Raw genomic sequence first — 25,128 nt, 5'->3', positions numbered from 1 at the left:
TTACCCAAAAGACAGAACGGGTTTGATGAGCTTGCCTTCGGCGAAGCGCGCGAAATTCTCCGGCAGGTCGTCAAGGCCGAAGGCCGCATCCACGAGGCGGCGATAACGGTCCTTGTTCGCGCGCAGCAACGCGACATTCGGCTCATAATCGCCGATGGGAAAATAGAAGGTACGGATCATGTAAAAGTCCTTGCGGCGGAAGACCTTGCCCTCTTCGATGGTCCAGGGCGCAGCGTTCTCGCCCACAAGCATCAGCGCGCCACGCGGCAGGATCAGTTCGATGCCGAGATTTCGCGCGGCATGCGCGCCCGAGCACTCGAAGATCAGCTGGAATCGCTGGTCCCGTGAACCGACCGGATGCGCTTTCGCGCCAAAAGACACGGCAATCGCCAGCCGTTCCGGATTGGGATCGCTGATATGGATGTTGTCGTAGCCAAGGCTCGTCAGGGCGAGCACCACGCCGAGCCCCACGGGACCCGCCCCCATGACGAGGACCGGTGTTCCTGCGGCCGGGGGTGCCAGCGGCATGGCGAAGCGGACGGCATGGGCCGAGGTGCCGATCGTATCGAGGAGCAGCGGCGCCAGATCATCCTCGATGTCATCGGGCACCGGCAGAAGGCAGTTTTCCGGAACCGGCACATATTCGGCGTAGCCGCCCGGACGGTTCCAGCCGATGAGGCTCGATACCTCAAGGCACATCTGGGTGTCGCCCGCGCGGCAGGCGTCGCAATGGCCGCAGTGGAGAGGAATGTAAACCGCGCAGCGTTGGCCATGACGATGATGTCCGGGCTGATCCACCACGCCTGATATCTCGTGACCGGCGGTAAATTCCGCACCCTTGTGCCAGAGCTTGAAGTCCGAGCCGCAAAGGGCAGTGCGCCGTACCTTGACGAGCACTTCGCCGTCTCCGACCGGCGGCAGGTCCGTGGTTTCAATGGTTATTCTGCAATCGCCATGGAAAACGGAGGCGCGCATGCGGGCATTTTTCCTGTCTGTCATTTCAATCATCCCTTCACGGCGCCCAGGGTCAGGCCAGCGACGAGCCAACGTTGAACGAGGATTGCGAGACCGAGCGGTGGCAGTGCAATGAGAGTGGCGGCCGCCATCAACGAACCCCATTGCGTGGATCCTTCGCCGATAAAATTGAAGGCGGCGGCGATCAGCGTCTTGGTGTCAGAATTCGAGAGGATCAGCGCAAAGAGGAAGAAATTCCAGGAGAAGACGAAAGCGAGGATTGCCGCTACGGCAACTCCAGAGCCGACAAGCGGCATGGCGATGCGCCACAGAATGCGCGTCACGGAGCAACCGTCGATCTGTGCCGCCTCGAAGACGCTGCGCGGAATATTGTCGAAAAATGGCAGCAGCACCCAGATGACGATCGGCATGGTGATGACGGCGTGGCTGAGGATAAGCGCCGTGTAGGAACCGATCAGCCCTACCTCGCGAAACATAATGTACCATGGCAGGAGAAAGAGCGTTCCGGGCGCCATGCGTGCTGCGAGCGTCAAGATTGCAGGCCAGGTGACGCGCGACCACGAAACGGCGAAAGCAGCCGGAATGCCGAAAATGAGGCCGAGCAGCGTCGAACCGATCGTCACCACGAAACTGTTGACGGCATAGGAGAAAAAAGGCGTCGTTCCCCATAGTGTCACATAGTTCTCGAATGTCGGCTTGAATATCAGCGTCGGTGGATAGGCGGTCACCTCGAAAGACGGCTTGAAAGAGGACAGGACCATCCAGACGGTCGGCGCGAGGATAAGAATGCCGGCGATGGTGAGCTGGGCTGTGTTCAGCCAATGCAGCCAGCGGTCGGAGCGTGAGTTGTTGTTTATCGTCATGTTCCCCCTCCCCTACCAGGCAACCGCGTTGCGCAGGCGGCTGAGCATGAGTACGGCGGCGAGGACGATCGCCGACAGTGTGATCATCAGCGCGCTGGCATAACCAATGTTGAAGAACTCAAAACCGACCCGGAAGCCATAAATGTTAAGCGTATTGGACGCATTTCCCGGTCCGCCCTGGGTGGTGATGTAAATGATATCGAAAAAGCGAAGCAGATCGACGCTGCGCAGGACCGCGGCGGTCACGATGGTCGGCAGCAGAAGCGGGAGGGTAATGCGCCGGAAAATGTGTGCCGAAGATGCACCATCGATTTGGGCCGCCTCATAGACGCTTGGCGGCAAGGATTGCAGCCCGCCAAGCACGATCAGCGCGACATAGGGAGCCCACTGCCATGTTTCGATGAGCGTGATCGTCGGGATGACCCAGGTCGGCGATGCTAGCCACTCGGACGGAGGGAGGCCGATGGATGTCAGAATATAATTCGCCGCGCCGAGCGAGGGGTCGAGGATGACCAGCCACATCATGCCGGCCACCACGGGCGGCATCATGAAGGGCGATATCAGCAGCGAGCGCATCAATCCCGACAGCCGCTTCGAGTTGAAAAGCAGCATGGCGAGATAGATGCCGCCTGCCAATTGCAGCATCAGCGACAGGAGATAGAGGGCCAGGGTGACGTAGAGCCCGTTCCAGAACTCGCCATCATGGATAAGTGTGCTGTAGTTGGCGAAGCCGGTAAAGCTCGCCTCCCCCGTTGTAGAGAAGGAATGGAAGCCAAGCCAGATCGTATAAACGACAGGGAAGGCAATCATCGAGACGGTGAAGAGGACCGCCGGTGCGGACAAGGCAGCAAGCTGCCGTCCCTGGCTGTTGGTTGAGCCTGGTGTCATGATCCAGTCTTTCCAATAATATTCGCCCGGCGGCGACAGATCACTTGCGGGCGATAAGGCCGTTGAGTGCGCTATCGGCGGCGGCGCACGCTTCTTCGACCGGTTTCTGCCCCAGAAGCACGACCTGCACGACCTGCCCGATATAATCGCGCGATTCCGGATTGGCGACGATCGGGTATCCCACCTCGGAAGAACCGCTGGCAGCAAGCACGCCAAGCGCGGACTGCCAGCTTGCGCGCACCGGCGCTTCGGCGACCCAGGCCTTGTATTCTGCATTGTCCAGAACGGAGGCGCGCGGCGCGGAAATACCATGCAACGCCAGACGCTTTTGCATCTCCGGGCTTGAGGCCCATTGCACGAAATACCAGGCCGCATCTTTTTTGGCGCTATGGCTGGAAATCGCAAGACCCCAGCCGATCGCAGTTGGCACCGAGCCCGCCTCGCCTGCCGGCAGCGGAATGATATTGGTGTCCTTCAGCCGCTCACCGCCCTCCATAATGGAACGAAATTCATTGGAAGACTCGAATGCCATGACAGCGCGCCCGCTGCGATAGAGCGCGGAGATCTGATGAAAGCTGTAGTTCGCAGCACCCGGAGGACCATATTCCCGCATCAGATCGCCGTAATAGGCGATCGCATTCCGCGCTGCAGGCGAGCAAAGGGCGGACTTGCCGTCAACCATATAGGTGCCGCCCATATTGTGCAGCACGTTGCTGAACGTATAGGCAAGGGCCGGCTTCAGGCCTCGGGAAACGAAAGGGGTGAGGCCGCTCTCGCATTCCTTGAGCTTTTTCGCGGCCGCGCGCAGATCATCAAGGGAGGCAGGCTTGGCGATGCCGCATTTCTCGAAAAGGTCGGTCCTGTAATAGAGCAGCGGCCCCTCCAGATTGAGCGGAATGCTCGTCAGTTTGCCGCCGAAAGTGGCCGCCTTTACCAGTGCCGGGCTGATACCGGCGAAATCATAATCAGGCGCAACGGCATTCTGCGTATAGGCCGAAAGGTCGGCATACCAGCCGGACGCCGCAAACTGTTCCCCTTCTCGGGAAGACAGCGTCATGAACACGTCGACCTCATCGCTGCCGGAGTTCAGCACCGTGATGAGACGCTGGCGCATTTGCTGCTCGTGGTAGGAATCGATCCTGAGCTTGATGCCCGTTAGCTGCGTGAATTCATCCTTATAGGGCAATATCGCCTGGAACCAGGTATTGTTGTTGGCAAGGAAGGACACGGCCTCTCCCTCATGAGCCTTCCAGTCGAATGCGAATGCGGATGACACGACGCCTGATAGCGGCAATGCGAGGGCCACGGTATGGACCCAACGGTTTTTCAGCATGCTTTCCTCCCCAAAGGACGCCTGATGCGACGGATCGAGCGCTCCTCCTCGAGCGCGGAACCAATGTAAGCGGTTACATAAATTATTTTGCGTATGTCTGTCAATCGATCAAATCTCCACAATAGTCATTGCTTCTAGAATGAAAAATCCGTTGACAATAGAAAATGAACGCCCCAATGGGAATGTAACGTTACATGATCGAGCGTGGGATGAGCAGCGAGAAAGAGAAGACAGGGATACGAGAAGTCGCCAGACTATCCGGTGTTTCGACGGCAACGGTTTCGCGTGCGCTCAATAACCCCCAAAGCGTAAGCGAAGAGCTGCGCGCCCGCATTCAAAGCGTGATCGAGCAGACCGGCTATATGCCGCATGGGATGGCACGAGCGCTCTCGAGCAACCGTACGCGCACGATCGGCGCGATCATACCGACCATAGACAATGCCATGTTCGCGCGCGGTATCGAGTCGCTCCAGAAATATTTGTCCTCGCGCGGCTACATGCTCATCCTGTCTACCAATGGTTACGATATCGATGTCGAACTGGAGCAGGCCCGCAACCTCATCGGCCGCGGTGTCGACGGGCTTATTCTTCGCGGCGACTGCCACCATCAGGCACTGCGCGATCTGCTTGCGGCGCGCGATATTCCTTTTATCAATGTGGGCATTTATAAACCGAACCAGCCTTACCCGAGCATTGGCGTGGACAATGAGGCGGCGGCGCATCGAGCCATGATGCATCTGATCGAGATCGGGCACCGGCGCATCGGCATCGTAAGCGCGCTGCTGCGCAACAACGACCGCGCAAGCGCCCGTGTTCGCGGGTTTCGTAGAGCGCTCGAAGCGCACGGCCTGGAATTACCCGATGCATGGCATGTGGAGGTGCGATACACGCTTGATGACGCGCGTGAGGCGGCAAGGCAGATACTTACCCGCAAGGATGTCCCGACCGCAATCGCCTGCGGCAACGACGTGCTTGCCTATGGTGTGATGCTGGAAGCAGAGCGGCGTGGCCTGACCGTCCCGGCCGATCTCTCCGTTATTGGCTTCGACGATCTCGAATGGAGCCGCCATCTCCGTCCCGCGCTGACCACGCTTCATGTACCGACAGACCTGACATGGAGGGGAGCGGGTGAATATCTCCTCGCCCGGCTCGATGGGCATAAGGTGCCTATTCATTACGAGGTTGATTACGCCCTCGTCATCCGTGAATCCACAGCTTCACCTCGGGGTCATTAGATAGCCCACATCAGGTGTACGGAGATCTGTTACTAGCTAATAAAGAGAGGAATAAATGCAGTCCCTTTGCCTCCAACATCTGTCACGTCGTTTAGGGAAGTTCCCCGCGGGGAACTTTCTCGGATGTAGCTGATTCTACATCCTACGTCAGTCGCATCATGTTATTCTGGTCCTACAGTAGAGTTCCCCGCGGGGAACTCTACTGGTATTGATGCGATGGCGCGCAGCGGCGGCATCGTCGCCTTGCGGTCCTTCTTGCGACAAACTCGAAGAAATGGGGATCAGTGCACGATGCAGATATGCACGATGGTCTGCGGAAATACCACGCCGATGGCTTCGGGGAAGCCCTTGAGCCCATCCACGAGGGAGATCAGCTTCGGATCGACGCTACTGGTCCGGTCACGCGGAATCGACAAATCCATCCGCGGCGTGCCGATCAGCACCGTCTTCTTCGAATGTCCGTTGCGACGGTTGGTCCTAAGACTGTCTAGATAACGAACCGAACGCTTAATGCGAACCGCACTTTGATAGTGGGCGTGCCAGAGCATAGCAGGCTCCCAACCATCGTGCCGTCTGCTGCTAGCCTGGTCACCTTGCTATAACTAGCACAGTACCCACGTGAGCCTAAAAATTCCAAACGCCGATCAGCAGGCTCGGTCTGACCGGCGACAACCTTTTGACTGCTCCGCTCGCGCTGCTACATCAAGCATCACCACGGAATATGATAAGAACGTGCGAACCAGCGAGTTGCCATCAACTCGCCGCCACGACAAAGTTTTGCTGCCAAGCGCAAGTATTTCGGGGGAGGGGAGCACCAGACAATGGGTTGCTGGAATACCATGGCGTGGCGAAACTGTATCATGTCTCCCCGTCCGCCCGTGTGAAGTTCCCCGTGGGGAACTTTGCCGCTGTCTAGGGCCCTGATTAAGGAAGGGGCAGGCGAGAAGCTTATTGTTCGCAAACCCTCCTCGCTCTTCGATTTTTCCAGCAGCAGCTAATTGAGTCTCAGCCGCGCCAAGTATGATGCAATAGTACGTGAGTTACGATACCAACGTACCTTTGGCAATCGCGTTCGGTAGGGCGTCGATCAATATGTCAACAAGCCCGAAGTTAAGCCTTCGTCGATAACAGCTAGGGTTTAGGCGTGGAGCAAACAAGAGGTTGTCCTTGGTCAGACCGGGTCTACTGATTGGCGTTTGGCACTTTTAGGCTCCCGTGGGATCCTGTGCTAACTATAGCGATGCAGCCAGATTGGCAGCAAGGCGGCGCGATGGTTGGAAGCCAGACATGCGGTAGCGTAGCCCCCAACCCTCTGGTAGATCAGTTTATCACGCTAGTCGCGCTCGAAGCGCCGTACCAGTTGGGCTCGATGTCCTTGAGCCCTGACAAGCCGCCGGAGCACTGGCTGACAGTCGCCTCTAACACGCCCCTCCGTCGGACAGTATGCCTGTCCGTAACCGCTGACAGCGCAATTGCGCGATCTTGTCGGCAATATATGTCGTGGATCGCCACGGGCTAGTTCTAGGCCACGAGGGGTGATCGGCTATACCGACAGGGCCTTCCGCTTCGAAGCGCTTCACCCAACGCCTCACGATTTTGGCCCTCACGCCATAAGTCAGGTTGTGGATATTCCATTCGGCCCCCAAGAACCACTAAAGTTTAGATAACTTCAGCTCCGGCGAACGGAACCGAGCAGATAGCGTCCGTCAAGGTGGTGTAAATTTGGGTGTAGGCCCGGGCCGTCATAATCAGGCGGCTTTCGGTGTAATCTGGAGAGGCTTTTCCATCCTCGATGGTTGGGGTATTGAGTTCAGCCATGCCCTCGATTTGCATGTATCGGTTCTGAAGCTGACATGCGTCGTTGGCTTCGAGGAGAACTGCGCCAATCAAACGAACGATGCTGTTTTCGTTCGGGAAGATGCCGATGACATCGGCGCGGCGTTTTACTTCCTTGTTGAGCCGTTCCAGCGGGTTCGTGCGGTGCAGCTTGGTGCGGTGCTGGGCGGGGAAGGCCATGTAGGCGAGTACGTCGGCTTCGGCATCGTCCATAAAAGGTGCCCAGCTTCGGCCATCTGACGCGAAGCTGATCGGCGACATGCCGCCATGTCTGCACGGCGCCGGCGTGGTCGGGGCTGGATGAAGGCCTGACGGATGGCGGCGGCGACCATGGTGTGCTGGCCTTTGGGAACATAGGCCAGCACATTGCGCATGGCATGGACCCAGCATCTTTGCCATGTCGCGCCAAGCACACGGGTAATGGCGGCCTTCAGTCCCTCATGGGCGTCGGAGATGACGAGCTTTACGCCGGTGAGACCACGACGCGTGAGATCGCGCAGGAAAGCGCTCCAGAACGGCTCGGCTTCGGAAGGGCCGATATGCAGCCCGACAATCTCGCGCTTTCCTTCCGTGTTGACGGCCACTGCGATTATCGCCGCCACCGAGACGATGCGTCCGCCTTCGCGCACCTTCAGATAGGTCGCGTCGAGCCATAGATAGGGCCAGTCGCCCGAAAGCGGCCGCTTGAGGAAGGCATTGACCCGCTCGTCGATATCCTTGCACAATTTCGATACCGATGATTTCGAGATGCCGGTCATGCCCATGGCCTGCACCAGTTCATCAACCTTGCGCGTCGAAACGCCATTGATCCACGCTTCCTGAATCACGGCAACGAGTGCTTTTTCCACCATCTTCCTCGGCTCCAGAAAGCCGGGAAAATACGCTCCGCTTCGCATCTTCGGGATCATCAGGTTCAGCGTCCCAAGCCGTGTGTCGAGCGAACGCTCGCGATAGCCGTTGCGCCAATTCTGGCACGCTTCGCCGCGCTCGTAGCGACCGGCGCCGATCAGGCCGTCGACATTGGCCTCCATGGGCAGTTGCAGCACGCTTTCGGCAATCGCGCGAAGAAAATCCTTGTCGCCGCTCTTTGCAGCGAGCTCGGCAAGCGGTAGTCTGTCTTCGGTCATCGGGCTCTCCGTTTCGGTCAGTTGAAGTCGTCAAACTCCACCTTCTCCGACGGACCCGGTGCCCACCTTGCGCCTTGAAAAAACGGCAGCGTATTCTCCACCGCAGTCTCCACTCAAAACGCCTCCGAATTTACACCACCACCGCGGACGCTATCACCGAGCAGCCAAATACCTTGGCGATCCTGTCCCCCCCTCCTGGTTAAACTAATCCACACTTGCAATTGATGCCCCAGGCCGAATCGGATTAGGCATTTAGTTGCGGAAAAATTTCGAAATTTCGGATTTCGGAGTAGTTACGTGGTTGTTAACGGATCGTTAACCACAATATCGGTTAATTCAAGCGAGCGACCACCAAGGATTCTTTTTATGACGCGACATCTCAGCAGCCTAGCCTTCATGGAGAATTTCTCCAGCAAGCTCGAATTGGCGTTGAACAATCTAAGTATGGCGCAGTTTCCTCCCGATGCGCGCCGGACGATGAGAAAGTTTACTTCGACCGAAGTCGCCGCTTTGCTCGATGTGACTGAAGCTTACATTCGCCAAGTCACGGCAAAAGAGCCAAGCTCGGCGCCGGAAATCGTCAATGGAAGGCGTCTTTATACACTTGAGCAAGTCCTCGAACTGCGCATGGCGCTTGCCGAGAATGGCCGCAAGAAATGGATGAACCCAAGACGCACCGGAACTGAACAATGCCAGGTGATTGCCATTACAAATTTCAAGGGCGGCTCGAGCAAAACGTCTACCACGATTCATCTCGGACATTACCTGGCGCTCAGGGGGTACCGTGTTCTGGCGGTTGACCTCGATCCTCAAGCATCGCTTACCGCCCTCCATGGCAGTCTGCCTGAATTTGACTATCGTGGCGGCGACACTCTTTACTCTGCAATCCGGTTTGAAAATCCGGTGCCGACGAAAAATATCGTCCATAACACGCATATCATTGGCTTTGATGTCATTTGCGCAGGCCTAGAACTAACAGAATTTGAAACGGCCGTCGCTCTTGAAATGCGCCGGGCCGGTGGAACGGAGTTCCTGCTCCGTGTATCTCAAGCGTTGGAGCAGGTCATCGATGATTACGATTTCATCCTTATGGACTCCGCGCCGTCGTTGAACTTCTTGACACTTTCCTCGCTTACAGCTGCGACAGGCGTCGTCATCCCTGTACCGGCCCATATGCTTGACGTGGATTCAACGGCGAAATTCCTAGAATTGGCCGCCTCATATATGCAGATATTGAATGAAATAGGACCGACGACGCAATGGGATTTTGCCAAATTTCTGATCACCAAATTTGAGCCGAATGATCATCCGCAAGCGAATATGGCAGCACTTATGCGGCAAGTATTCGGCGACGACTTGCTGCTCAATTCAGTCATCAAATCGACAGCGGTGGCAGACGCTCTAACATGGAAGCAAAGCCTTTATGAAGTTCAGCGCGCTCGGTTCTCGGCGCCAAAGACCTATGATCGCGCAATCGAGTCGATCAATGCCGCGAACGCCGAACTCGAGGCCCTCTTCTGGAAAGCATGGGGGAGAGCATGAGCAGGAAGGATTCGAAAGGTCTGTTTGCGAATGTTCTCGGCCAATTAGAGCATTCGGCTGATAAGGGAGAAGTGCAACGCTCCACTTCGCCGCATCTATTGAAGGTTGCAGCCGGCGTTCGTCAAATCCAAGAACGTAGCGAGCTTGCAGAGAAGCTGCTCAAGGACGGCGGCCAAATTATTGAGATTGAACCAAACGAGGTATTAGCTTCAGCCATACCTGATCGCTTTTCGTCAGCTTACGATGAAAGCAACCTCGCAGATCTGATTCAGTCCATGCGAGAGCATGGGCAAAGCACCCCCGGTTTAGTTCGTCCGATGTTGGGCGCATCCACGCGCTTCCAAGTGGTTTTTGGTCGCCGAAGGCTTGCGGTCGCAAAGCTTCTTGGCATCAAGTTCAAAGCGATCGTTCGGGAACTGAGCGACGAAGATGCTGTCATCTTTCAGGGCGAAGAAAACAGCAACCGCAACGATTTATCCTATATCGAGCGCAGCCTATTTGCTCACTCGCAGGAGATGGCTGGGTACAGCAGAGACGTAATCTGTAAATCTCTACGCACTGGAAAGTCCCATATTTCTGAAATGATCCGGCTAGCGGCGGCGATACCACGCGATATTCTTCTTAAAATTGGCCCCGCGCCTGAGATTGGGCGACGAAAATGGATCGATTTTGAGGAGCGTTGGTCTACCCATAAAGATCCTTTGAAAAAGGCTCTCGTCGTGTTGGAACAAGGCTCTATCGCTGTCGCATCAAGTGAAGCCAAGTTCGCTGCCGTTTTCAATGCACTTGCCCACACTGAGTCATCGGCTGTGACGTCTTCATCCGCCACTAATTTGATCTCGCACGGTCTCGTGCTTGGTCAGATACAGCATGGGAAATCCACTTCGAAACTCACTTTCAACAAGTCGGTACCAAGTGAGTTTGTTGATTTCGTTGCTGAACAAATAGAAAAGCTGCACGATCAGTTCATGCAGAAGCACGCTGAGCATAACATAAATCAGAAACCAGGAGACTAAGCCGCAAAAGAAAAAGGCCCCCGGACGACGAGCGTCGTGGAAGCCTTCCTCATGTTTCGCACCCTGAGAATCGCATTTCCACGAATCACTGTCAAGAGTCCTTGTGACTTGAGCGCCGTTTTGGTGAGCGGATTTCTTTTGCCTTTTGATAGGTGAAGGAAAATGCAGACGCATGTATCAACGACGCCCTTCGGGCGGCGAAGGGTGTCGCTTGGCCAGATTTCGAGCCAGAAAGCGGCGCGGGAGATGCCCGAGGACGCTACCGTCCAGAAATGGCATGTCTTCCAGCATATCCGCGAGGCCAAGGACCTGCTCGGCGCGACCGATCGTGCCCTGGCGATCCTCAACGCCCTGTTGTCGTTCCATCCTGAGACGGCGCTGGCGGGGAACAGCGAACTCGTGGTCTGGCCGTCGAACGAGCAATTGAGCGCGCGCGCTAACGGCATGCCTGCGACGACGCTGCGACGGCATCTGGCCGTGCTCGTCGATTGCGGGCTCATCATCCGGCGCGACAGCCCGAACGGCAAGCGCTTCGCCCGAAAGGGTAGGGGAGGGGAGATCGAGCAGGCCTATGGCTTCGACCTGTCGCCGCTCGTCGCCCGCGCCGCAGAGTTCAGGGAGCTAGCCGAAGCGGTACAGGCCGAGAAGAAGGCTTTCCGGGTTGCCAAGGAGCGACTGACGCTCGTTCGCCGCGACGTCGTCAAGATGATCGACACGGGCCTCGAGGAGGGCGTGCCGGGGCCATGGGGCAAAATGCAGCTTGTCTATCGGGAGATCCTTGCGAAGCTTCCGCGCAGTGCGCCGCGACAGGTGATCGATGCGGTCTGTGAGGAGTTGAATCTGCTCTGGCAGGAAATCCGTGACATATTGGAATCCTTCGTGAATTCTCAAAATCAGGACGGCAATGAGTCCCATTCCGGTCGCCACATACAGAATTCAAAACCAGACTCTTATTCTGAATCTGAATTTGGCTCAGGAATAAAACAAGAAGCGGGCAGCAGCGTTGCGGATAGCGACAACGTTCGTACCCTGCCCAAACGGGAATTGCCTTTGGGGATCGTGCTGGACGCCTGCCCCGGCCTGGGCCAACTTGCCAACGGCGGGGCGATCCGGCATTGGCGCGAATTTCTGGCTGCGGCGGAAAAAGCCCGGCCGATGCTGGGGATCAGCCCGAGCGCCTGGAGCGAGGCCCGCGACGTGATGGGCGCGCAGCAGGCGGCGATCACGCTGGCGGCGATTTTCGAGCGATCGGATCAGATCGGCAATGCCGGCGGCTATCTTCGAAGCCTGACGGAGCGCGCGAAAGACGGTAAATTCTCCACCTGGCCGATGATCATGGCCCTGCTGCGCGCCAAGCTTGACGGGCGGAAAGGCGCGGAGACGTCAGGCGGAAAATCGCCGGCCGCAAGGGGGGAGGAGGGCGACCGACTGCAGATTTCCGAGGCGCTGCTCAAAAGCTTGAGGAAACCGGGAGCGTGATTGGTGAAGGCCAGATAGCATCCCAGGTTTCAAGCCTGCCGGACAATGGCGGCGATCGCGTTGACGAGCAGGCGCGAAGCGGTCAGCGCGGACAAGCCGTCAAGATCGGCGGGAGGATAGAGCTCGACAAGGTCGAAACCCACGATCCTCGCCCGCTTGCCGAGACCGGCGATCAGGTCGATGACCTGCGTATAGGTGAGGCCTCCGGGTGTCCGGGCCGCGACGCCCGGCATGATGCTGGGATCAAGGCCATCGCAGTCGAGAGTGACGATAACCTTGGCGCCTTCCGGAATATGCCGGAGCGCGGCGTCGAAGCCGTGGGCATGAACCTCGCGGGCGGTTACGAAGCGGCTGCCATATTGTCGCGCTGCTTCGATCTCGGCGGGGCGGGCGCTGCCGACGCCGCGAAGGCCAACCTGCACGATACCCGCCACATGCGGCATTTCGCTCGCGCGCCGCATCGGGCTCGAATAGCCGTAGGGCTCACCATGAACCTCATCGCGCCAATCGATATGCGCATCGATCTGCAGGATCCAGACTGGCCCATGACCCGCAAAACCGGCGAGAAAGGGAATGACAACGGAATCGTCGCCGCCAAGCAGAACCGGCACGGCAGGCAATGCCAGGATATCGCGTGTCTTTTCCTCGATCCGTGCGCGGTTGCCGGCATTGTCATGCATGGTGGTTGGGATATTACCGGCATCGACGCAGCACACCGGCTGGCCGTCGAACAACGGGCTGCCGAGGTCGAAGTCCCAATGCGAAACTAGCCCGGCATCTTCCTGGCTCGCGCGGCGGATAGCACCGGCAGCCAAGGCATGGCCGCTGCTGTCCTTCCCCAGATAGGTGCTGCCGTGGCCGGCGCCGAAGATCACCGCGCGCGGCTTGACGCCGTCGGTGAGACGATCAGGTAAGCTAAGAAACGAAGGCGAGGTGCTCATGCCTGAATCCTGATTGATGCTGGTGCGGCGGAATTTGCGGAGCCAGCCCATCCTGCATTTAAACACATCGCCCACTATTATGCAGCACTGGCGTCCTGATCGTCGTCGCTGCCGACCAATCCTATCCGGCGCGCACGGTCGAGGAGGTTCTTTACCGATGAGGGCGACCATTTCGATCCGCCGCGCGGAGTGCGCTCGTGGAGCTTTTCGAGTTGGGCCCCGATCTGGCGCAGGGTAAGTTTGGGGTTCGACGCGTGTATGCTGGCTACCAGCGTCATCAGGCGGTCCTCGGGCGGACGGGGACGGGACTTCTTCAGCAAAACTGGATCCGCCATGCCTTCAGCGACCAGCCATTTCACCGCGCGGCGCAGACGCTCCGGCGTCCAATCCAGCCCGCGCTGCTTCAGCACACGCGCGATATCGTCCCAGCTGTGGTCCGGGCGCATCCGGCGAACCGTCGGTAGCCATTGGTTGGCGCTCGTTCGCACGCGGTCGCCATAAGCCGCCTTCTGCGCAGCAGTCATCTTCGCCAGCATGTCAGGCCGCTTTTCGCGAATGCCGGGGTTGCCCGGCAGCCTGCCTTTCGCCTTTGCTGCTTTGATCCCCGCCTTGGTTCGCTCGGAGATCAGAGCGCGCTCGAGCTGCGCGACGGCGCCCAGGACCTGCAGTGAGAACATCCCTTGTGGCGTCGAGGTGTCGATCGGATCATAAATCGACCGAAAATGCGCGCCTTTCGCCGTCAGATCTTCGATCACCTCAAGCAGATGGCTGACCGAGCGCGCCAGACGATCGAGCCGCACAACGACCAGCGTGTCGCCCTTGCCAATCTCGCGGATGAGCGTTGCAAGCGCAGGCCGCGCGCGCGATGCGCCGGAACCGTGCTCCTGAACGACAATATCGCAGCCGGTCGAGCGCAGTTCCATCTCCTGCGCCTCGGTCTCCTGCTCGTCCGTCGAGACGCGCGCATAGCCGATGAGTTTGCCACTTCGGTTGCTCATCTCATTTGCCTTTGAAGAATTCGAGCTGCAACGTGTCGCTGCCGGCAACACGAATAAATAATGTGTCGCTAGAACCGCTAAACGTCGACATATCTGTTCGCTCTGTTTGGCTCACAGTTGCTGAAACTCCCGAAGATTGAGCGCATAGCGTGTGTGGCGGCGCTCGCCGGTGCGTGTCAGCGCGCCTTTTTCCACAAGATCATGGAGATCGCGCGTCGCCGTGGCGCGCGAGGTCTGCGTGATGGCAAGATAATTTTCCGCGCTTAACCCGCCCTTGAAACCCACTGGGCCCTCCCGAAACAGGCGTGCGATGACCTTCTCCTGGCGTTCATTGAATTTTCCGCGGAAGCGGTCATAGAATTGCGCCTTGGCGATATAAAAGGCCACGCGCGCCAGTGTCGTCTGCTGCGCCTCCACAACGGTTTGCGCAAAAAAGACCAGCCATTGCGTGATGTCGAGCGTTCGCTGATTACGCTCGAGCTGTTCGTAATAAGCCTTGCGATGCCGCTCGATCGTGTAGGCGAGAGCGATCAGGCTCGGCTGTCCGATGTTCTGCGCGAGAGATTTCTCCGCGAGGGCCCGGCCAAGCCTGCCGTTTCCATCCTCGAAGGGATGGATACTTTCGAAATATAAATGGCCTATTCCGGCGCGGGTCAGCGCGGGGAGGGGACTTTTCCCTTCGGGCGCCGATTCGTTGAACCAGTCGATATAGGCGTCCATCTCGGCTGGAACCTGATTTGAGGGCGGCGCTTCGAAATGAACGACGGGCTTGTCAACACGGCCGGATACAATCTGCATGGCGTCCGCATGCGTCCGGTAGCCGCCAATCGTGCCGAGATGGTGGTTTTCCGTCATCAGCATGCCGTGCCAGCGAAACAGGGTCGCGTGGTCGAGCATGTTGGACCAACTTTCATAGACATCGGCCATCATTTCCGCGATGCCGCGCTCTTGCGGCTTTACCGGCCGGTTGTCCGCTTCGAGGCTGAATTGCCGGCGCAGGGAGGATTGCACGCTCAGGCGGTCGAGCATTTCGCCCTCGATCTGCGAGGTTTTCACAGCCTCGTCGCTTAGAAGCTCGATCCGCAGTAAACTTCGGTCTGCGTCGCCGATGTGACGGACAGTTCCGATCACTTCGCCCGAAGCCAGGAGAAATCGCCTCTCCAATGGTTCGAACTGCGCGGCATCATAGGTGAAATGGGGCCAACCTTCCTGCGTCCAGTTCCATTGCATGAGCTATAGAACTCCTTTTTATAACTCATTATATGTCGAAATCGCGAGTGATAGCAATATAACTATTCCTCATGCCGGGTCCGCTTGTCGGAAAGCCGTTCCTCCTGAAGACAGCTTTGTCCCGTCAGTGCAGTCCACTGTGACAAATGGCCAGGGCTTTTGAGACAAAAGCCTACCATCAACACTTTTTCCAAATGCAGAATATGGTGATAAATGATCGCTTGTAAACGTCTCCAATGCAGCTTGTCCGACGTTACTGTCTCCTGAAAGATCAGTGTTTCAGCTTCAACGGCCGCCGCCTGCAAACGTGGTGGATGACATGGCGTCACCCTGCGTCTCGCCGGATTTCGGCGTAAATTGTCTCAATCCGAGCGGCCTCTGCGTCGCTGAGCGCCGAAAACTCCTTGTCGCGAGCCCGCTTTGACAGTCGCCCTTCGTTCTGGCGTAGGAAGCGGAACAAGAGGTCCAGCGAGCGATCGGGCATGTCGATCATTTGCTGCACTTCGATCTTGAACGCGTCATAGATGCGTAGGAATGCCGTCTCGGCCGGCAGATCCACATCGATCGTTCGGGCTACGCATTCGAACAGGAATTCGGCGTGCGGCGTTGCGTCGAAGTAGCGGTAGAAGTCTGCGGTGTCATTCAGCACCGCGACATTGCCACGATCCGTTGATTGCCAACGAACCAGCGGCAAAAGGCGGCGTGAGTAGCTTTCCAATACGGTTCGATAGGCATCGATGCGGTCCAGGATGACGGACGAGACCGGAAAGACGAGACCGGGAGGGTTGAACCCGCGCTCGGCGAGAACATGATGGATCAGATAGCGGTGCAGTCGACCGTTTCCGTCCTCGAAAGGGTGGATGTAGACGAAGCCGAAGGCGAGAGCCGCGGCAGCGAGAACAGGATCGAGGCGCTGTGCCGCGCCGTTGTCGAAAGAGGTCAGGCCGTCGATCAGCGAGGGTAGATCTTCATGTCGGGCGCTGACATGATCCGGGATCGGTGCGCCCGTCACGCGATCATGCTCGCCGATGAAGCCGCCCTCGACGCGCAGGCCGAGATGGACGAAGCGCGCGTCGCCGATGACAATGCGCTGCAGCCGCTCCAGTTCGGCGCGGTCTATCGGCCGGCGGCCGGCTTCACCGATCACCTGGCCCCAGCGCTGGATGCGATCTTGCGGCGGATCTTCTCCCTCGATCTGGAAGCTCGAGCGTGAATCCTTGAGCAGCAGGAATGCAGCGGTGCGTGCAAGCAAGTCCGCCGGCACTTCGGCGATCAACTGCTGCGCTTCATCGCCAAGTCCGCGCGCAACGAACGCTTCGAGTGCGGGCGTACGGAAGATCATCGGGCAGAAGGCTGGCGTGCCGGGCAAATTGTTCTTCACCCGATGTCTTGTCGAACTCGTTCCGCCCACCGCGAATTGCCGCTTGGGATCGACGACAAGGGCATAGGTGCCCTGTGTCGCGTCGGGCAGATCGAGCCGTGTATCGAGCAGCCATTCGTAGAGAAACCACAGCCGCCGCGCATAGGCGCCAGTAGGCGCCGCGCGCACCAGGTTGGTGATCGGTACAGGACCTGTTTCCCGAAACAGGGCTTTCAGAACCGCAAGATCTAGCCCTTCATAGCGCAGCGCGAAGGTCAGGTGTCCGGCAAGGTCATTGTCCGGCTGGTGGCGTGGGGTATAAATGTTCCAGCTCTCAGCCTGATAGACTTTGTGGCGTGGACCGATCGCGGACAGGGTGATTGGCACGGGCACGGGTAATTCAAAGGCATCGATGAGGGCCGCATAGCCGACAGGGATGGCGTCTTCCGGCATCCAGCGGCCGTGAAAAATGCTGACCGCGCCTGAAAACGGCTTTCTTTGTCCCTGCTCCATGAATCCTGATATCCGGTTCTGAAAATTAGCTTCGGTGAGAAACTCTCATGAAATTCGATCATCCGCAATGAATTTTGATGACAATGAGGCTAAATTTGCGAAGATTGATTCTGAGAGGCAGTGTAAGCCAGAAACTGTTCTACAAGCGGCTGATCGACCTGGCGGACAAACGCTACGATGAGCATGTGAGCGAGTTGGAGAAGAAACATGGATGATCTCGACAAGCTGATACAGACGCTGCCCGAAGATGAACAGCGGGCAATCGCTGCCCGCACCGAGGAACTCGTCACCGCGCACAATCTGCGCGAATTGCGGGCGCTTGCCGGACGGACGCAGGAAAACGTGTCTGCCAGGACAGGTTTCAAGCAGACCAACGTCTCACGGCTGGAGAAGCGCGCCGACATGAAGCTGTCGACGCTTCGCGATTATGTCGAATCGCTCGGCGGCACGTTGAAGATCGTCGCGGATGTCGCAGGCAAGAAAGTCGATCTTTCCAGCATCGCGGCGCGCTCCCGACACGGTTCCAAGGTGTGAACGCGCCACCGGCAGGGCAGGGGGAGCTACAACCCCGCCGCCTTGGTGAGATTGACGCGGAAGCGGTCGCGGCGGCGCTGGTAGCGGCGGGTCATCTCGGCGGAGGCATGGCCGAGCTGCTTCTGGACGTGGCGCTCGTCGACCGCGGCCGAGGAGGCGAGGCCGGCGCGCAGCGAGTGGCCGGCGAATTTCAGGCCCCGCTCGCTCTCCGGCAGGTCGCCGCGCAGGCCGGCGGCGCGCGCGGTTTTCTTGACCAGCCGGGCGATTTCCTGGTCGGCGAGGCGGTCCGGTCCGACGTCCTTGCCCTGGCCGCGGACGCGGCGGAACAGCGGCCCCCTGGCGATCCGCGCGAAGGCGATCCAGGTCTCGACCGCCGTCACCGGGCAGGTGCTATGTGACGAGCCGCGGCCGATCTCGACCTCGCGCCAGCCGGTCTTGCCGTTGAGGGTGATGAGCAGGCCCTTGTCAAAAATCTCGATCCAGCCGCGGCCGTCCTCGCTCTGGTCGCGGCCGAGATCGAGCCCGGTGATTTCCGAGCGCCGCAATCCGCCGGCGAAGCCGAGCAGCAGCATGGCGCGGTCGCGCAGGCCGCGCAGCGTGCCGCGCGGGAGCGTCTCGAGCATGGCGATCAGATCTTCGGGCAGGATGGCTTCCTTCTGCCGCGGCGGGGCGGCGTGGGTGTTGCGGATGCCGGCCATCACCGTGGCGATGGCGCGGTTCTTGCGGTCGAGCGGCATGCCGCGCTGGGCGCAGTTCCAGCCGATCGCGGCGAGGCGGCGCTCGATGGTCGAGACGCTGTTCGGCGCGCCAACGGCGCCGCCGGAGGCGCAGGCGGTGATGTAGAGCCCGACGATTTCGGGGTCCGGGGGGAGGGGCGACAGGTTCTGGCGCCGGCACCAGGCGCAAAAGTGCCGCCAGTCGGACGCATAGGCGCGCCGCGTGTTGGCCGAGGAGGCCGCCTGGACATAGGCGCGGGCGCGCGCGGTGAGGGCCTGCAGATGCGCCGGCAGGGCAGGGGCGGGCGTCTCGGTCGGGGCGCGGCCCATCTCCAGCACGAGATCGACGATGTCGGGCAGCTCGCTGTCGAGACAGTCGCCGGCGACGGGCGCGGCGGGCCCGACCGCGGTCTGCATCCCAGCTGAAGGCTCGCCATCCGCGGCCGTGCCCCGTGATCGAGGAGCGCCCGGCTGCGGGCCGTTTTCGGGATTGTCGTCGCTCTGAGAGGCCATTTTTGGAGGATTTCACAAAACGAACGATAATGCAAACTTATCGGACATAAAACAAGCGCGACATGTGCGGCGGTTTTAGGCGGATTGGAGGGAAATAAGCGCCGTTGCTGGTTGGCCGCCGAGTCGGCGAAATCAACCCCGCAATGCGCTGCCAGCCCCGCCGTCCTTTCCCGCCGCGCAGCGGTGCTGCGCCCGCGCGGCATCCCGGAGGTCCGGCGGATGCAGGGTTTTTGGCCGGTGCAGCCCTTGCCTGCATCCGAAGGCCCGGGACGAGCACCCGATCGGCAATCGCTGGCGGCAGCGTCTGGTCGCCGACAAGCTCAAAAGTGAGCAGAGCGAACACGCACAGGAACTGTGGGCCGGAAAGGGGAAAGCGGCGTTTGCAGAGGAACAGGCAACAGATTCGGTGACGACCTCATAGAAGCAGCAAGATTGCGCGTGACCGATGGCGGGCAGCGCGGAGACCCACATATCGCAGCGCTGCACGCCATCGCGCGGCTGGCCGCGCATCTGCTTGTTAGTTCATGGGTTTTGGTCGAAAACTGTGTCGCTAGTTTTGGGAATTGCGCGACACGCACATTGGGCTATAGTCAGCGAATAGGCTTGGCCCGCGCCTCCTCCCTCCCATCGGGGAAGTATCGTTCATACGGGGTATTGAGATCATCGAACCATCTGTTCGAGCGCCGCATAAGGAGGGGTTGCGTTTCCTGCTCGGAATGGAGGTTCCTTGATGAAGCTGTCTGCTCCAATCTACCAATTGAAGCGCCGAGCCAAATTGATGGCTCGGAATGAAAAAAATCCTCTGCATACGGCGTTGGACCGCATAGCACGCGATGAAGGTTTTGCAGGGTGGAGCTTGCTTTCCGCCCGAGTTGCAACGTGTGCAGCGGCGAGTGAAATGCTGTCCCGGCTTTCCGATGGCGATATGCTCTTGCTGGGAGCGCGGCCGGGTCATGGCAAGACCCTGCTCGGGCTTCAGCTCCTGCTCGATGCCATCCGTGACGGCCGGCGAGGTGTCTTCTTCACCCTCGAATATACCGAGCAGGAAACCCATGCGCGTATCCGGTCACTGGAAGGCGAATCGTCGGGCCTCGGTGCTGCTCTGGAAATCGTGACCTCTGACGAAATTTGCGCTGACTATATCATGCGCCATCTTGCCGATGCCTCCCCAGGGACGGTCGCCGTTATCGACTACCTGCAAATCCTCGATCAACGGCGAAACAAGCCCGAACTTTCGGAGCAAATAACTACCCTTCAAAAATTCGCTCGAAAGACCGGCATTATTCTCGCCTTCATCTCCCAGATTGACCGTTCATATGATCCGGAGGCGAAGCCTTTACCGGATATGCAGGATATACGCTTGCCCAACAAAGTAGATGTGGGGCTTTTCTCAAAAGCGTGCTTCTTGCATGAAGGTAAGGCGCAGTTTCGTGGCGCTCCAAGCAACATCCGGCGGCGGCGGAAATTCGGCGGGACGTGTCGAAGTTCAGCAGTCAGCCGATCCGTCCGCAATCGGGATCTTGTACACAAAATGGTTCGAATCCCTCTTGATCCGCCAGCCCCGCCGATTTCACGCCATGGCCCGATATTCTGCGCGATGGCTACTCATTCACCGCCGATTGCCGCATTGGACGTCCAACCGGAATTGGAATAACACGCAGGCCTGCACGTAAGGGCAGGAATCGCCCCATACTTGGCCGTTGCCGGGCAGCGGGACGTGTCCTTGACCCGCAATCGGTGGAAGTGCACGCCGTTGAGGCCGTGCAATACACCACCGACCGCAATCGTGTTCGATGGCACCGCCATGAGAATGTCGATCCGCCGTTCTGACAATGCGGCCGCGTTCTCGCCGGCGATGCCTCGGCTCCTAGTCTGACTGGACGTGCAAGCCGGAGCACGAAGCCGCTCTTGATGCGACTGACGCCTTATCATAGCGGCGCGGAAAGGTACCCGGTCACAGCATCGCTTGGAGCGATCCGATCGCCATCCCGATCTTTTTCGTAACCGATCGAAGCGGGGCGCAGTCAGGATAATGATCGGTCAGGATCTTTCTGGCGCGCTCGAGACTTTCGATATGCCGTTCAGGCGTTGGTGTGCCCTTGGACGTTCGTGCGCCATCTTCCTCGTGATAATAAAGGTCGAAGAAAACTGCGTCCGACAGCGACTTTCGGTCGTGTTCACATTGCACCCAATCGTCGAGCTCGCTCCGGACGGAATCGATACGTCTGTAAACTCCGGCGCGCTCACGCGTCTTGACCAATACGTTCTTCAGCAGACCGCCCACCTCGGCATGCAGTTCCACTGGCATTGTGGCCTTGGGTCGATGCTGGTGTCCGCCGAGTACGAGACGATACCCAACGGAGTTGGACGGCCCACGGGGCGCTGCCGTCTTTCGCTCCGCTGCTTTCTTGAGTTTGCTTGCAGCGTCGGCCTGCTCGCCTGGCGTTTCGAACGTCACCCGGCTGTCGAACACCACCCTGTCGCAGTTATCCGGTACGATCGGAGGGGCCGTCTTCTGCAGGGCGTCCACGACGCCTTCAAGCGAATAGCCCTTGCTGGCATCGGCAACAAGATAAAGCTCACTGCCGCCTTCCGGATAATACATCCCCTTCCACGAGGGCTGGACGACCGACCAGTTGTGCTCGCGCGCCCAAGCTTCCCGCTCCGCTTTCTTGGATCGAACACTGGCGGCATAGGGTTCGTCCGCCGCAACGTGGTGCTTGGCGATCGGATCGTACCAGACGCTTCCGTGATCGTGTCCAGGCAGCCGTGCATTGTGGCGCCCGCGAGGTTCGACACGGGCGTTTGACGGGCGCAACCCGGTGGCGTCCAGAAACTGTAGAACCCTTGCTGCCCCGCAGGACTGGGCGAGAGCCACGTCCGCCGAATCGGGCCGGTAATCGGCAACGACGTGATCGGAAGCGTATCGTCTGAAGCGCCCGAGTTTATGAGCGTGCCTGTACTGCGCCGGCTTTATCAACTCGTCGAGCGGTTTCGATATGATCATGCGGATCGTCTCACGACCCGAAGCCCGAGTTTTTCCATCCCGCCAATAGGTGGAGATGTAGATGGCATATTCAGGATTTTTGACCCCCGTGGTCCGTTCGATTAGTGATCGACGCGCATGGGTGAAATTGGCAAAGCCAGATGCCTTGGATGCTTGGTCCAGTGCTTGGCTGTGCTTGATTTTGTCTCTTTTGGAAATCGCCTTCGCAAGGCGCTTGATGCCCTCGATCGAGGACGGCCGAACGTCAGTTGTGGACATGCCAGTTCTCCTGGCTCGTTATGAAGCGTCACCCGTCAACCACCTCGCGAGCCCGAACATGACATGATCGGGGGAGTTTGAAACGGCAGTGCTGTCAACAGCTTTGCGATGACGGGCGGCACGCTCCTACCAAAGAGCGAAGACTCACAGCCTACCTCCGTTTTGCCGGGTTGAAAAGATCTCCGTGCAGAAGAAACAAAGACGACGTTAAACGATCCGGAAACTCCGGGGGTGAGGTTGTCGAGGATTACGGACATGTCGGACTGACTTTGTGTGTCCACCCCGTATCCTTCCTGCGGACGGAACTCAAAAGCCGCGGCGTCATCACGTGCGACGCGGCCATGGCCCCCGGGGGTCGGTTCCGGCTGACGAGATCGACGACATAGAAGAACCGGCCGCGTGTGCCATTGCGGATGAGCGCTCGTGCAATGGCGATGGCCAGATGGCTCTTAGGGTGTAACGCTTGATCTCGCCACCATCGAGCAGGAAGATCCAGCGACCTATGCGATGATCCGCAAGGCTGACACGCTCGGCACCTTCCAGATCGAATCCCGGGCCCAGATGTCGATGCTGCCGCGGCTGAAACCCCAGACCTATTACGACCTGGTCATTCAGGTGGCGATCGTTCACCCCGGTCCGATCCAGGGCGACATGGTGCATCCTTACCTGAGACGGCGCGAGGGCAAGGAGGCGGTCGTCTATCCGAAGCCGGAACTGGAGGCTGTTCTCGGCAAGACGCTGGGCGTGCCATTGTTTCAGGAGAGCGCCATGAAGGTCGCGATCGTCTGCGCTGGTTTTACCGCCGACGAGGCCGATGCGCTCAGGCGCTCTATGGCGACATTCAAGTTCACCGGCGGCGTCAGCAAGTTCAAGGACAAGCTCGTCCAGGGGACGGTGAAGAATGGCTACACCGAGGAATTCGCCGAAAAGACCTTCTCGCAGCTCGAGGGTTTTGGCTCCTATGGCTTTCCCGAGAGCCATGCCGCCTCCTTTGCCCTCATCGCTTACGCCTCGTCTTATATCAAATGTCACTACCCGGATGTGTTCTGTGCCGCCCTCATCAATGCGCAACCGATGGGGTTCTATGCGCCAGCTCAGATCGTCACCGATGCCCGCGCCCACGGGGTTGCGATCCGACCGGTCTGCATCAATCGTTCGCGGTGGGATTGCACGCTGGAAGAGATCAGGGGAACCGACGACCATGCGGTGCGTCTCGGTATGCGTTTGGTAAAGGGCCTGCCCGAACAGGATGCGGCGAAAATTGCGGTGGCGCGTGGCGACGATCCGTTCGTTTCCATCGACGATATGTGGCGGCGCGCCGGTGTGTCGTCGGCGTCCCTGGTCAAGCTGGCCGAAGCTGATGCGTTCCGACCATCCCTCAAACTTGAAAGTCGCGATGCGCTCTGGGCGATTAAGGCCTTGCGCGATGAACCGCTTCCGCTGTTTGCCGCGGCCGCCGATCGCGCGCAGGCGGTCATTGTTGAACAGCAGGAACCGAATGTGGCGCTTCGGCAGATGACCGAAGGCGCCAATGTCGTCGAGGACTATGGTCATACCGGCGTGACGTTGCGTGCCCATCCGGTCAGCTTCCTGCGCGAGGATCTCACCCGCCGAAACATCGTCACCTGCACTGACGCGACATCGGCGCGTGACGGGCGCTGGCTGATGACGGCCGGTCTTGTCCTGGTGCGGCAGAAACCCGGCAGTGCCAAGGGCGTCATGTTCATGACCATCGAGGACGAGACAGGCGTTGCCAATATCGTCGTCTGGCCAAGCCTGTTCGAAAAGCAGCGTCGCGCCGTGCTCGGATCCGCAATGATGGCGATCAACGGCAAGATCCAACGGGAAGGCGGCGTCGTGCATCTGGTGGCGCAACGAATGTTCGATCTGACCAGCGATCTGGCAAGCCTTAGCGAGCGGGACACCTTCCGTCTGCCGAGCGGGCGTGGCGATGAGTTCGCCCACGGATCACCGGGTAGTCCAGATAGCCGTGAGCGACCGCCGGCAGGTGTGAAACCGCGGGACATGTTCGTCCCCGATTTGCACATCGATACGCTAAAGGTGAAAGCCCGGAATTTTCAGTGATGGGAATACAACTTCGGGCGCAGTCGGTCCCGATTTCCGCCGTGCCGGCGGCGCTTCACTAGATGATGAAGGAGATGGCAACACCGGCCAGCACGAGTTGCGTCCTGTCGGTGCCGTGCGACAGGACGGTATCTACAAGGGCAGGAAAAAGAACGTCGATGACACCGAAATCCGCAGGCGGATCACTGCTGGGGCGACTAAGGCCGCCGTCGCCCGGGACCTGAACATTTCAAGGATGACGGTCTACCGCTCAAGTCGGCATCGGTCAGATTGGCATGATTGAACGAATTGCCGCCCAGATTGGTCCCGGTGAAATCCGTGCCTTTCAGGCTGGCGCCGTCCCATTTCATGCTACCCAGCGCGGATCCGGCAGGGACACCCAAAGGTCTGCGCAAATTGGTCGGTGGCAAGATCCGCGAGGAGCTGATTGTTGGCGAACTGGCCCGACCTGTTTCGTTGCGCCGCCACGATGCTGCCGGCAAGATCAAGCCGAGCCAGTTGCTCCGTAAGCTTGCCTCCTACCCACGCCAGAACGATCTTGGGGTTGCGCTGCGGGAGGTTGGTCGCGTGGAACGGACACTTTTTATTATAGAGTGGATTCTCGACACCGACATGCAACGCGTGCCCAGATCGGCCTCAACAAGGGTGAGGCCCGCTCGCCAATAAAGCAAAGCGGGGC

At 58.9% G+C, this 25,128-nt stretch carries 17 protein-coding genes and 6 pseudogenes; 9 read left to right on the top strand and 14 right to left on the bottom strand.

Annotated elements, in window-relative coordinates; translation table 11 throughout:
• Genes IEX53_RS11950 through IEX53_RS11935 form a run of 4 tightly spaced genes read right to left on the bottom strand, consistent with a single transcriptional unit; the run spans position 1 to position 4,059 of the window.
• Positions 1-999 (bottom strand): alcohol dehydrogenase catalytic domain-containing protein, encoded by a 999-nt coding sequence (locus IEX53_RS11950; RefSeq protein ID WP_373288633.1) that lies wholly within the window; start codon positions 997-999, stop codon positions 1-3.
• Positions 1,000-1,004: 5 nt separating this feature from the next.
• A complete protein-coding gene (locus IEX53_RS11945) occupies positions 1,005-1,838 on the bottom strand; it encodes a carbohydrate ABC transporter permease (RefSeq protein WP_236016166.1) in 834 nt (277 codons plus the stop codon).
• A gap of 12 nt (positions 1,839-1,850) precedes the next feature.
• Positions 1,851-2,726: a carbohydrate ABC transporter permease gene (locus tag IEX53_RS11940; protein ID WP_188824381.1), complete on the bottom strand. Its 876-nt coding sequence runs from the start codon at positions 2,724-2,726 to the stop codon at positions 1,851-1,853.
• Positions 2,727-2,766: 40 nt separating this feature from the next.
• A complete protein-coding gene (locus IEX53_RS11935) occupies positions 2,767-4,059 on the bottom strand; it encodes an ABC transporter substrate-binding protein (protein WP_188824380.1) in 1,293 nt (430 codons plus the stop codon).
• Between the two features lie 209 nt (positions 4,060-4,268).
• Here IEX53_RS11935 and IEX53_RS11930 point away from each other — a divergent pair, with 209 nt between their 5' ends.
• Entirely contained in the window at positions 4,269-5,294 is a 1,026-nt protein-coding gene (locus IEX53_RS11930; RefSeq protein WP_188824379.1) for a LacI family DNA-binding transcriptional regulator, read from the top strand.
• A 215-nt stretch (positions 5,295-5,509) separates the two neighbouring features.
• Here IEX53_RS11930 and IEX53_RS24175 read toward each other — a convergent pair.
• Together IEX53_RS24175 and IEX53_RS11915 are read right to left on the bottom strand one after the other, a co-directional pair.
• Positions 5,510-5,767: pseudogene (locus IEX53_RS24175) on the bottom strand (transposase); the annotation flags it as partial.
• Positions 5,768-7,079: 1,312 nt separating this feature from the next.
• Positions 7,080-8,257 (bottom strand): annotated as a pseudogene (locus IEX53_RS11915) (IS256 family transposase); the annotation flags it as partial.
• Between the two features lie 366 nt (positions 8,258-8,623).
• Between IEX53_RS11915 and repA the strand changes: the two are divergent.
• The 3 genes from repA to repC all read left to right on the top strand — a co-directional run bounded on the left by repA (position 8,624) and on the right by repC (position 12,294).
• Complete coding sequence (gene repA / locus IEX53_RS11910) at positions 8,624-9,799, top strand: plasmid partitioning protein RepA (RefSeq protein ID WP_188824376.1); 1,176 nt, start codon at positions 8,624-8,626, stop codon at positions 9,797-9,799.
• Positions 9,796-10,815 (top strand): plasmid partitioning protein RepB, encoded by a 1,020-nt coding sequence (gene repB / locus IEX53_RS11905; RefSeq protein WP_188824375.1) that lies wholly within the window; start codon positions 9,796-9,798, stop codon positions 10,813-10,815. Before repA ends, repB begins: the two co-directional genes overlap by 4 nt.
• A gap of 162 nt (positions 10,816-10,977) precedes the next feature.
• Positions 10,978-12,294 carry a plasmid replication protein RepC gene (repC, locus tag IEX53_RS11900; RefSeq protein ID WP_188824374.1) on the top strand — a complete coding sequence of 439 codons (1,317 nt, stop codon included), beginning with the start codon at positions 10,978-10,980 and terminating at the stop codon, positions 12,292-12,294.
• A gap of 29 nt (positions 12,295-12,323) precedes the next feature.
• Here repC and IEX53_RS11895 read toward each other — a convergent pair whose 3' ends face one another.
• The 4 genes from IEX53_RS11895 to IEX53_RS11880 form a co-directional block, all read right to left on the bottom strand.
• Entirely contained in the window at positions 12,324-13,235 is a 912-nt protein-coding gene (locus IEX53_RS11895) for an agmatinase (RefSeq protein WP_188824373.1), read from the bottom strand.
• Between the two features lie 77 nt (positions 13,236-13,312).
• Positions 13,313-14,233: a recombinase family protein gene (locus IEX53_RS11890; protein WP_188824372.1), complete on the bottom strand. Its 921-nt coding sequence runs from the start codon at positions 14,231-14,233 to the stop codon at positions 13,313-13,315.
• Between the two features lie 111 nt (positions 14,234-14,344).
• Entirely contained in the window at positions 14,345-15,463 is a 1,119-nt protein-coding gene (locus IEX53_RS11885) for a Fic family protein (RefSeq protein WP_188824371.1), read from the bottom strand.
• A gap of 325 nt (positions 15,464-15,788) precedes the next feature.
• Positions 15,789-17,336: a Fic family protein gene (locus tag IEX53_RS11880; protein WP_188824370.1), complete on the bottom strand. Its 1,548-nt coding sequence runs from the start codon at positions 17,334-17,336 to the stop codon at positions 15,789-15,791.
• Positions 17,337-17,543: 207 nt separating this feature from the next.
• On the opposite strand from IEX53_RS11880, the gene IEX53_RS11875 reads away from it, so the two are divergent.
• A complete protein-coding gene (locus tag IEX53_RS11875) occupies positions 17,544-17,870 on the top strand; it encodes a helix-turn-helix domain-containing protein (RefSeq protein ID WP_188824369.1) in 327 nt (108 codons plus the stop codon).
• 26 nt (positions 17,871-17,896) lie between these two features.
• Here the strand turns inward: IEX53_RS11875 and IEX53_RS11870 are convergent, their stop codons facing one another.
• The gene (locus IEX53_RS11870; RefSeq protein ID WP_188824368.1) at positions 17,897-19,099 is read right to left on the bottom strand and encodes a site-specific integrase; all 1,203 of its coding nucleotides are present in this window, start codon (positions 19,097-19,099) and stop codon (positions 17,897-17,899) included.
• Between the two features lie 730 nt (positions 19,100-19,829).
• Here IEX53_RS11870 and IEX53_RS11865 point away from each other — a divergent pair.
• Positions 19,830-20,531 (top strand): annotated as a pseudogene (locus IEX53_RS11865) (DNA helicase); the annotation flags it as partial.
• A gap of 522 nt (positions 20,532-21,053) precedes the next feature.
• Here the strand turns inward: IEX53_RS11865 and IEX53_RS11860 are convergent.
• Positions 21,054-22,364, bottom strand: coding sequence for a DUF5623 domain-containing protein (locus tag IEX53_RS11860; protein WP_236016164.1), 1,311 nt, complete (start codon positions 22,362-22,364; stop codon positions 21,054-21,056).
• A gap of 361 nt (positions 22,365-22,725) precedes the next feature.
• Positions 22,726-22,815, bottom strand: a pseudogene (locus IEX53_RS11855) (IS21-like element helper ATPase IstB); the annotation flags it as partial.
• Positions 22,816-22,826: 11 nt separating this feature from the next.
• Here IEX53_RS11855 and IEX53_RS11850 point away from each other — a divergent pair.
• Positions 22,827-24,449 (top strand): annotated as a pseudogene (locus tag IEX53_RS11850) (helix-hairpin-helix domain-containing protein); the annotation flags it as partial.
• 115 nt (positions 24,450-24,564) lie between these two features.
• Positions 24,565-24,687, top strand: a pseudogene (locus IEX53_RS11845) (recombinase family protein); the annotation flags it as partial.
• Here IEX53_RS11845 and IEX53_RS24375 read toward each other — a convergent pair.
• Positions 24,647-24,799: a pentapeptide repeat-containing protein gene (locus IEX53_RS24375; protein ID WP_373288632.1), complete on the bottom strand. Its 153-nt coding sequence runs from the start codon at positions 24,797-24,799 to the stop codon at positions 24,647-24,649. The pseudogene IEX53_RS11845 and the gene IEX53_RS24375 overlap by 41 nt on opposite strands.
• Between IEX53_RS24375 and IEX53_RS11840 the strand changes: the two genes are divergently transcribed.
• Positions 24,729-25,115 (top strand): Tn3 family transposase, encoded by a 387-nt coding sequence (locus IEX53_RS11840; RefSeq protein ID WP_236016162.1) that lies wholly within the window; start codon positions 24,729-24,731, stop codon positions 25,113-25,115. The two genes, IEX53_RS24375 and IEX53_RS11840, sit on opposite strands and share 71 nt — an antisense overlap.
• The last annotated feature ends 13 nt before the right edge of the window (positions 25,116-25,128 follow it).

It is taken from the genome of Paramesorhizobium endophyticum, from assembly GCF_014640615.1.
Lineage (GTDB): Bacteria > Pseudomonadota > Alphaproteobacteria > Rhizobiales > Rhizobiaceae > Paramesorhizobium > Paramesorhizobium endophyticum.
Note: the sequence above shows the minus strand (reverse complement) of the source record. Positions and strands in the feature narration are given on the sequence as shown.

Bases quoted from the DNA above. Each gene is read 5' to 3' on its own strand.
- repC (WP_188824374.1), top strand. From the start codon at position 10,978: ATGCAGACGCATGTATCAACGACGCCCTTCGGGCGGCGAAGGGTGTCG.
- IEX53_RS24375 (WP_373288632.1), bottom strand. From the start codon at position 24,799: ATGAAATGGGACGGCGCCAGCCTGAAAGGCACGGATTTCACCGGGACC.
- IEX53_RS11895 (WP_188824373.1), bottom strand. From the start codon at position 13,235: ATGAGCACCTCGCCTTCGTTTCTTAGCTTACCTGATCGTCTCACCGAC.
- IEX53_RS11860 (WP_236016164.1), bottom strand. From the start codon at position 22,364: ATGTCCACAACTGACGTTCGGCCGTCCTCGATCGAGGGCATCAAGCGC.
- IEX53_RS11945 (WP_236016166.1), bottom strand. From the start codon at position 1,838: ATGACGATAAACAACAACTCACGCTCCGACCGCTGGCTGCATTGGCTG.
- repB (WP_188824375.1), top strand. From the start codon at position 9,796: ATGAGCAGGAAGGATTCGAAAGGTCTGTTTGCGAATGTTCTCGGCCAA.
- repA (WP_188824376.1), top strand. From the start codon at position 8,624: ATGACGCGACATCTCAGCAGCCTAGCCTTCATGGAGAATTTCTCCAGC.
- IEX53_RS11950 (WP_373288633.1), bottom strand. From the start codon at position 999: ATGACAGACAGGAAAAATGCCCGCATGCGCGCCTCCGTTTTCCATGGC.
- IEX53_RS11890 (WP_188824372.1), bottom strand. From the start codon at position 14,233: ATGAGCAACCGAAGTGGCAAACTCATCGGCTATGCGCGCGTCTCGACG.
- IEX53_RS11880 (WP_188824370.1), bottom strand. From the start codon at position 17,336: ATGGAGCAGGGACAAAGAAAGCCGTTTTCAGGCGCGGTCAGCATTTTT.
- IEX53_RS11940 (WP_188824381.1), bottom strand. From the start codon at position 2,726: ATGACACCAGGCTCAACCAACAGCCAGGGACGGCAGCTTGCTGCCTTG.
- IEX53_RS11875 (WP_188824369.1), top strand. From the start codon at position 17,544: ATGGATGATCTCGACAAGCTGATACAGACGCTGCCCGAAGATGAACAG.
- IEX53_RS11885 (WP_188824371.1), bottom strand. From the start codon at position 15,463: ATGCAATGGAACTGGACGCAGGAAGGTTGGCCCCATTTCACCTATGAT.
- IEX53_RS11935 (WP_188824380.1), bottom strand. From the start codon at position 4,059: ATGCTGAAAAACCGTTGGGTCCATACCGTGGCCCTCGCATTGCCGCTA.
- IEX53_RS11930 (WP_188824379.1), top strand. From the start codon at position 4,269: ATGAGCAGCGAGAAAGAGAAGACAGGGATACGAGAAGTCGCCAGACTA.
- IEX53_RS11870 (WP_188824368.1), bottom strand. From the start codon at position 19,099: ATGGCCTCTCAGAGCGACGACAATCCCGAAAACGGCCCGCAGCCGGGC.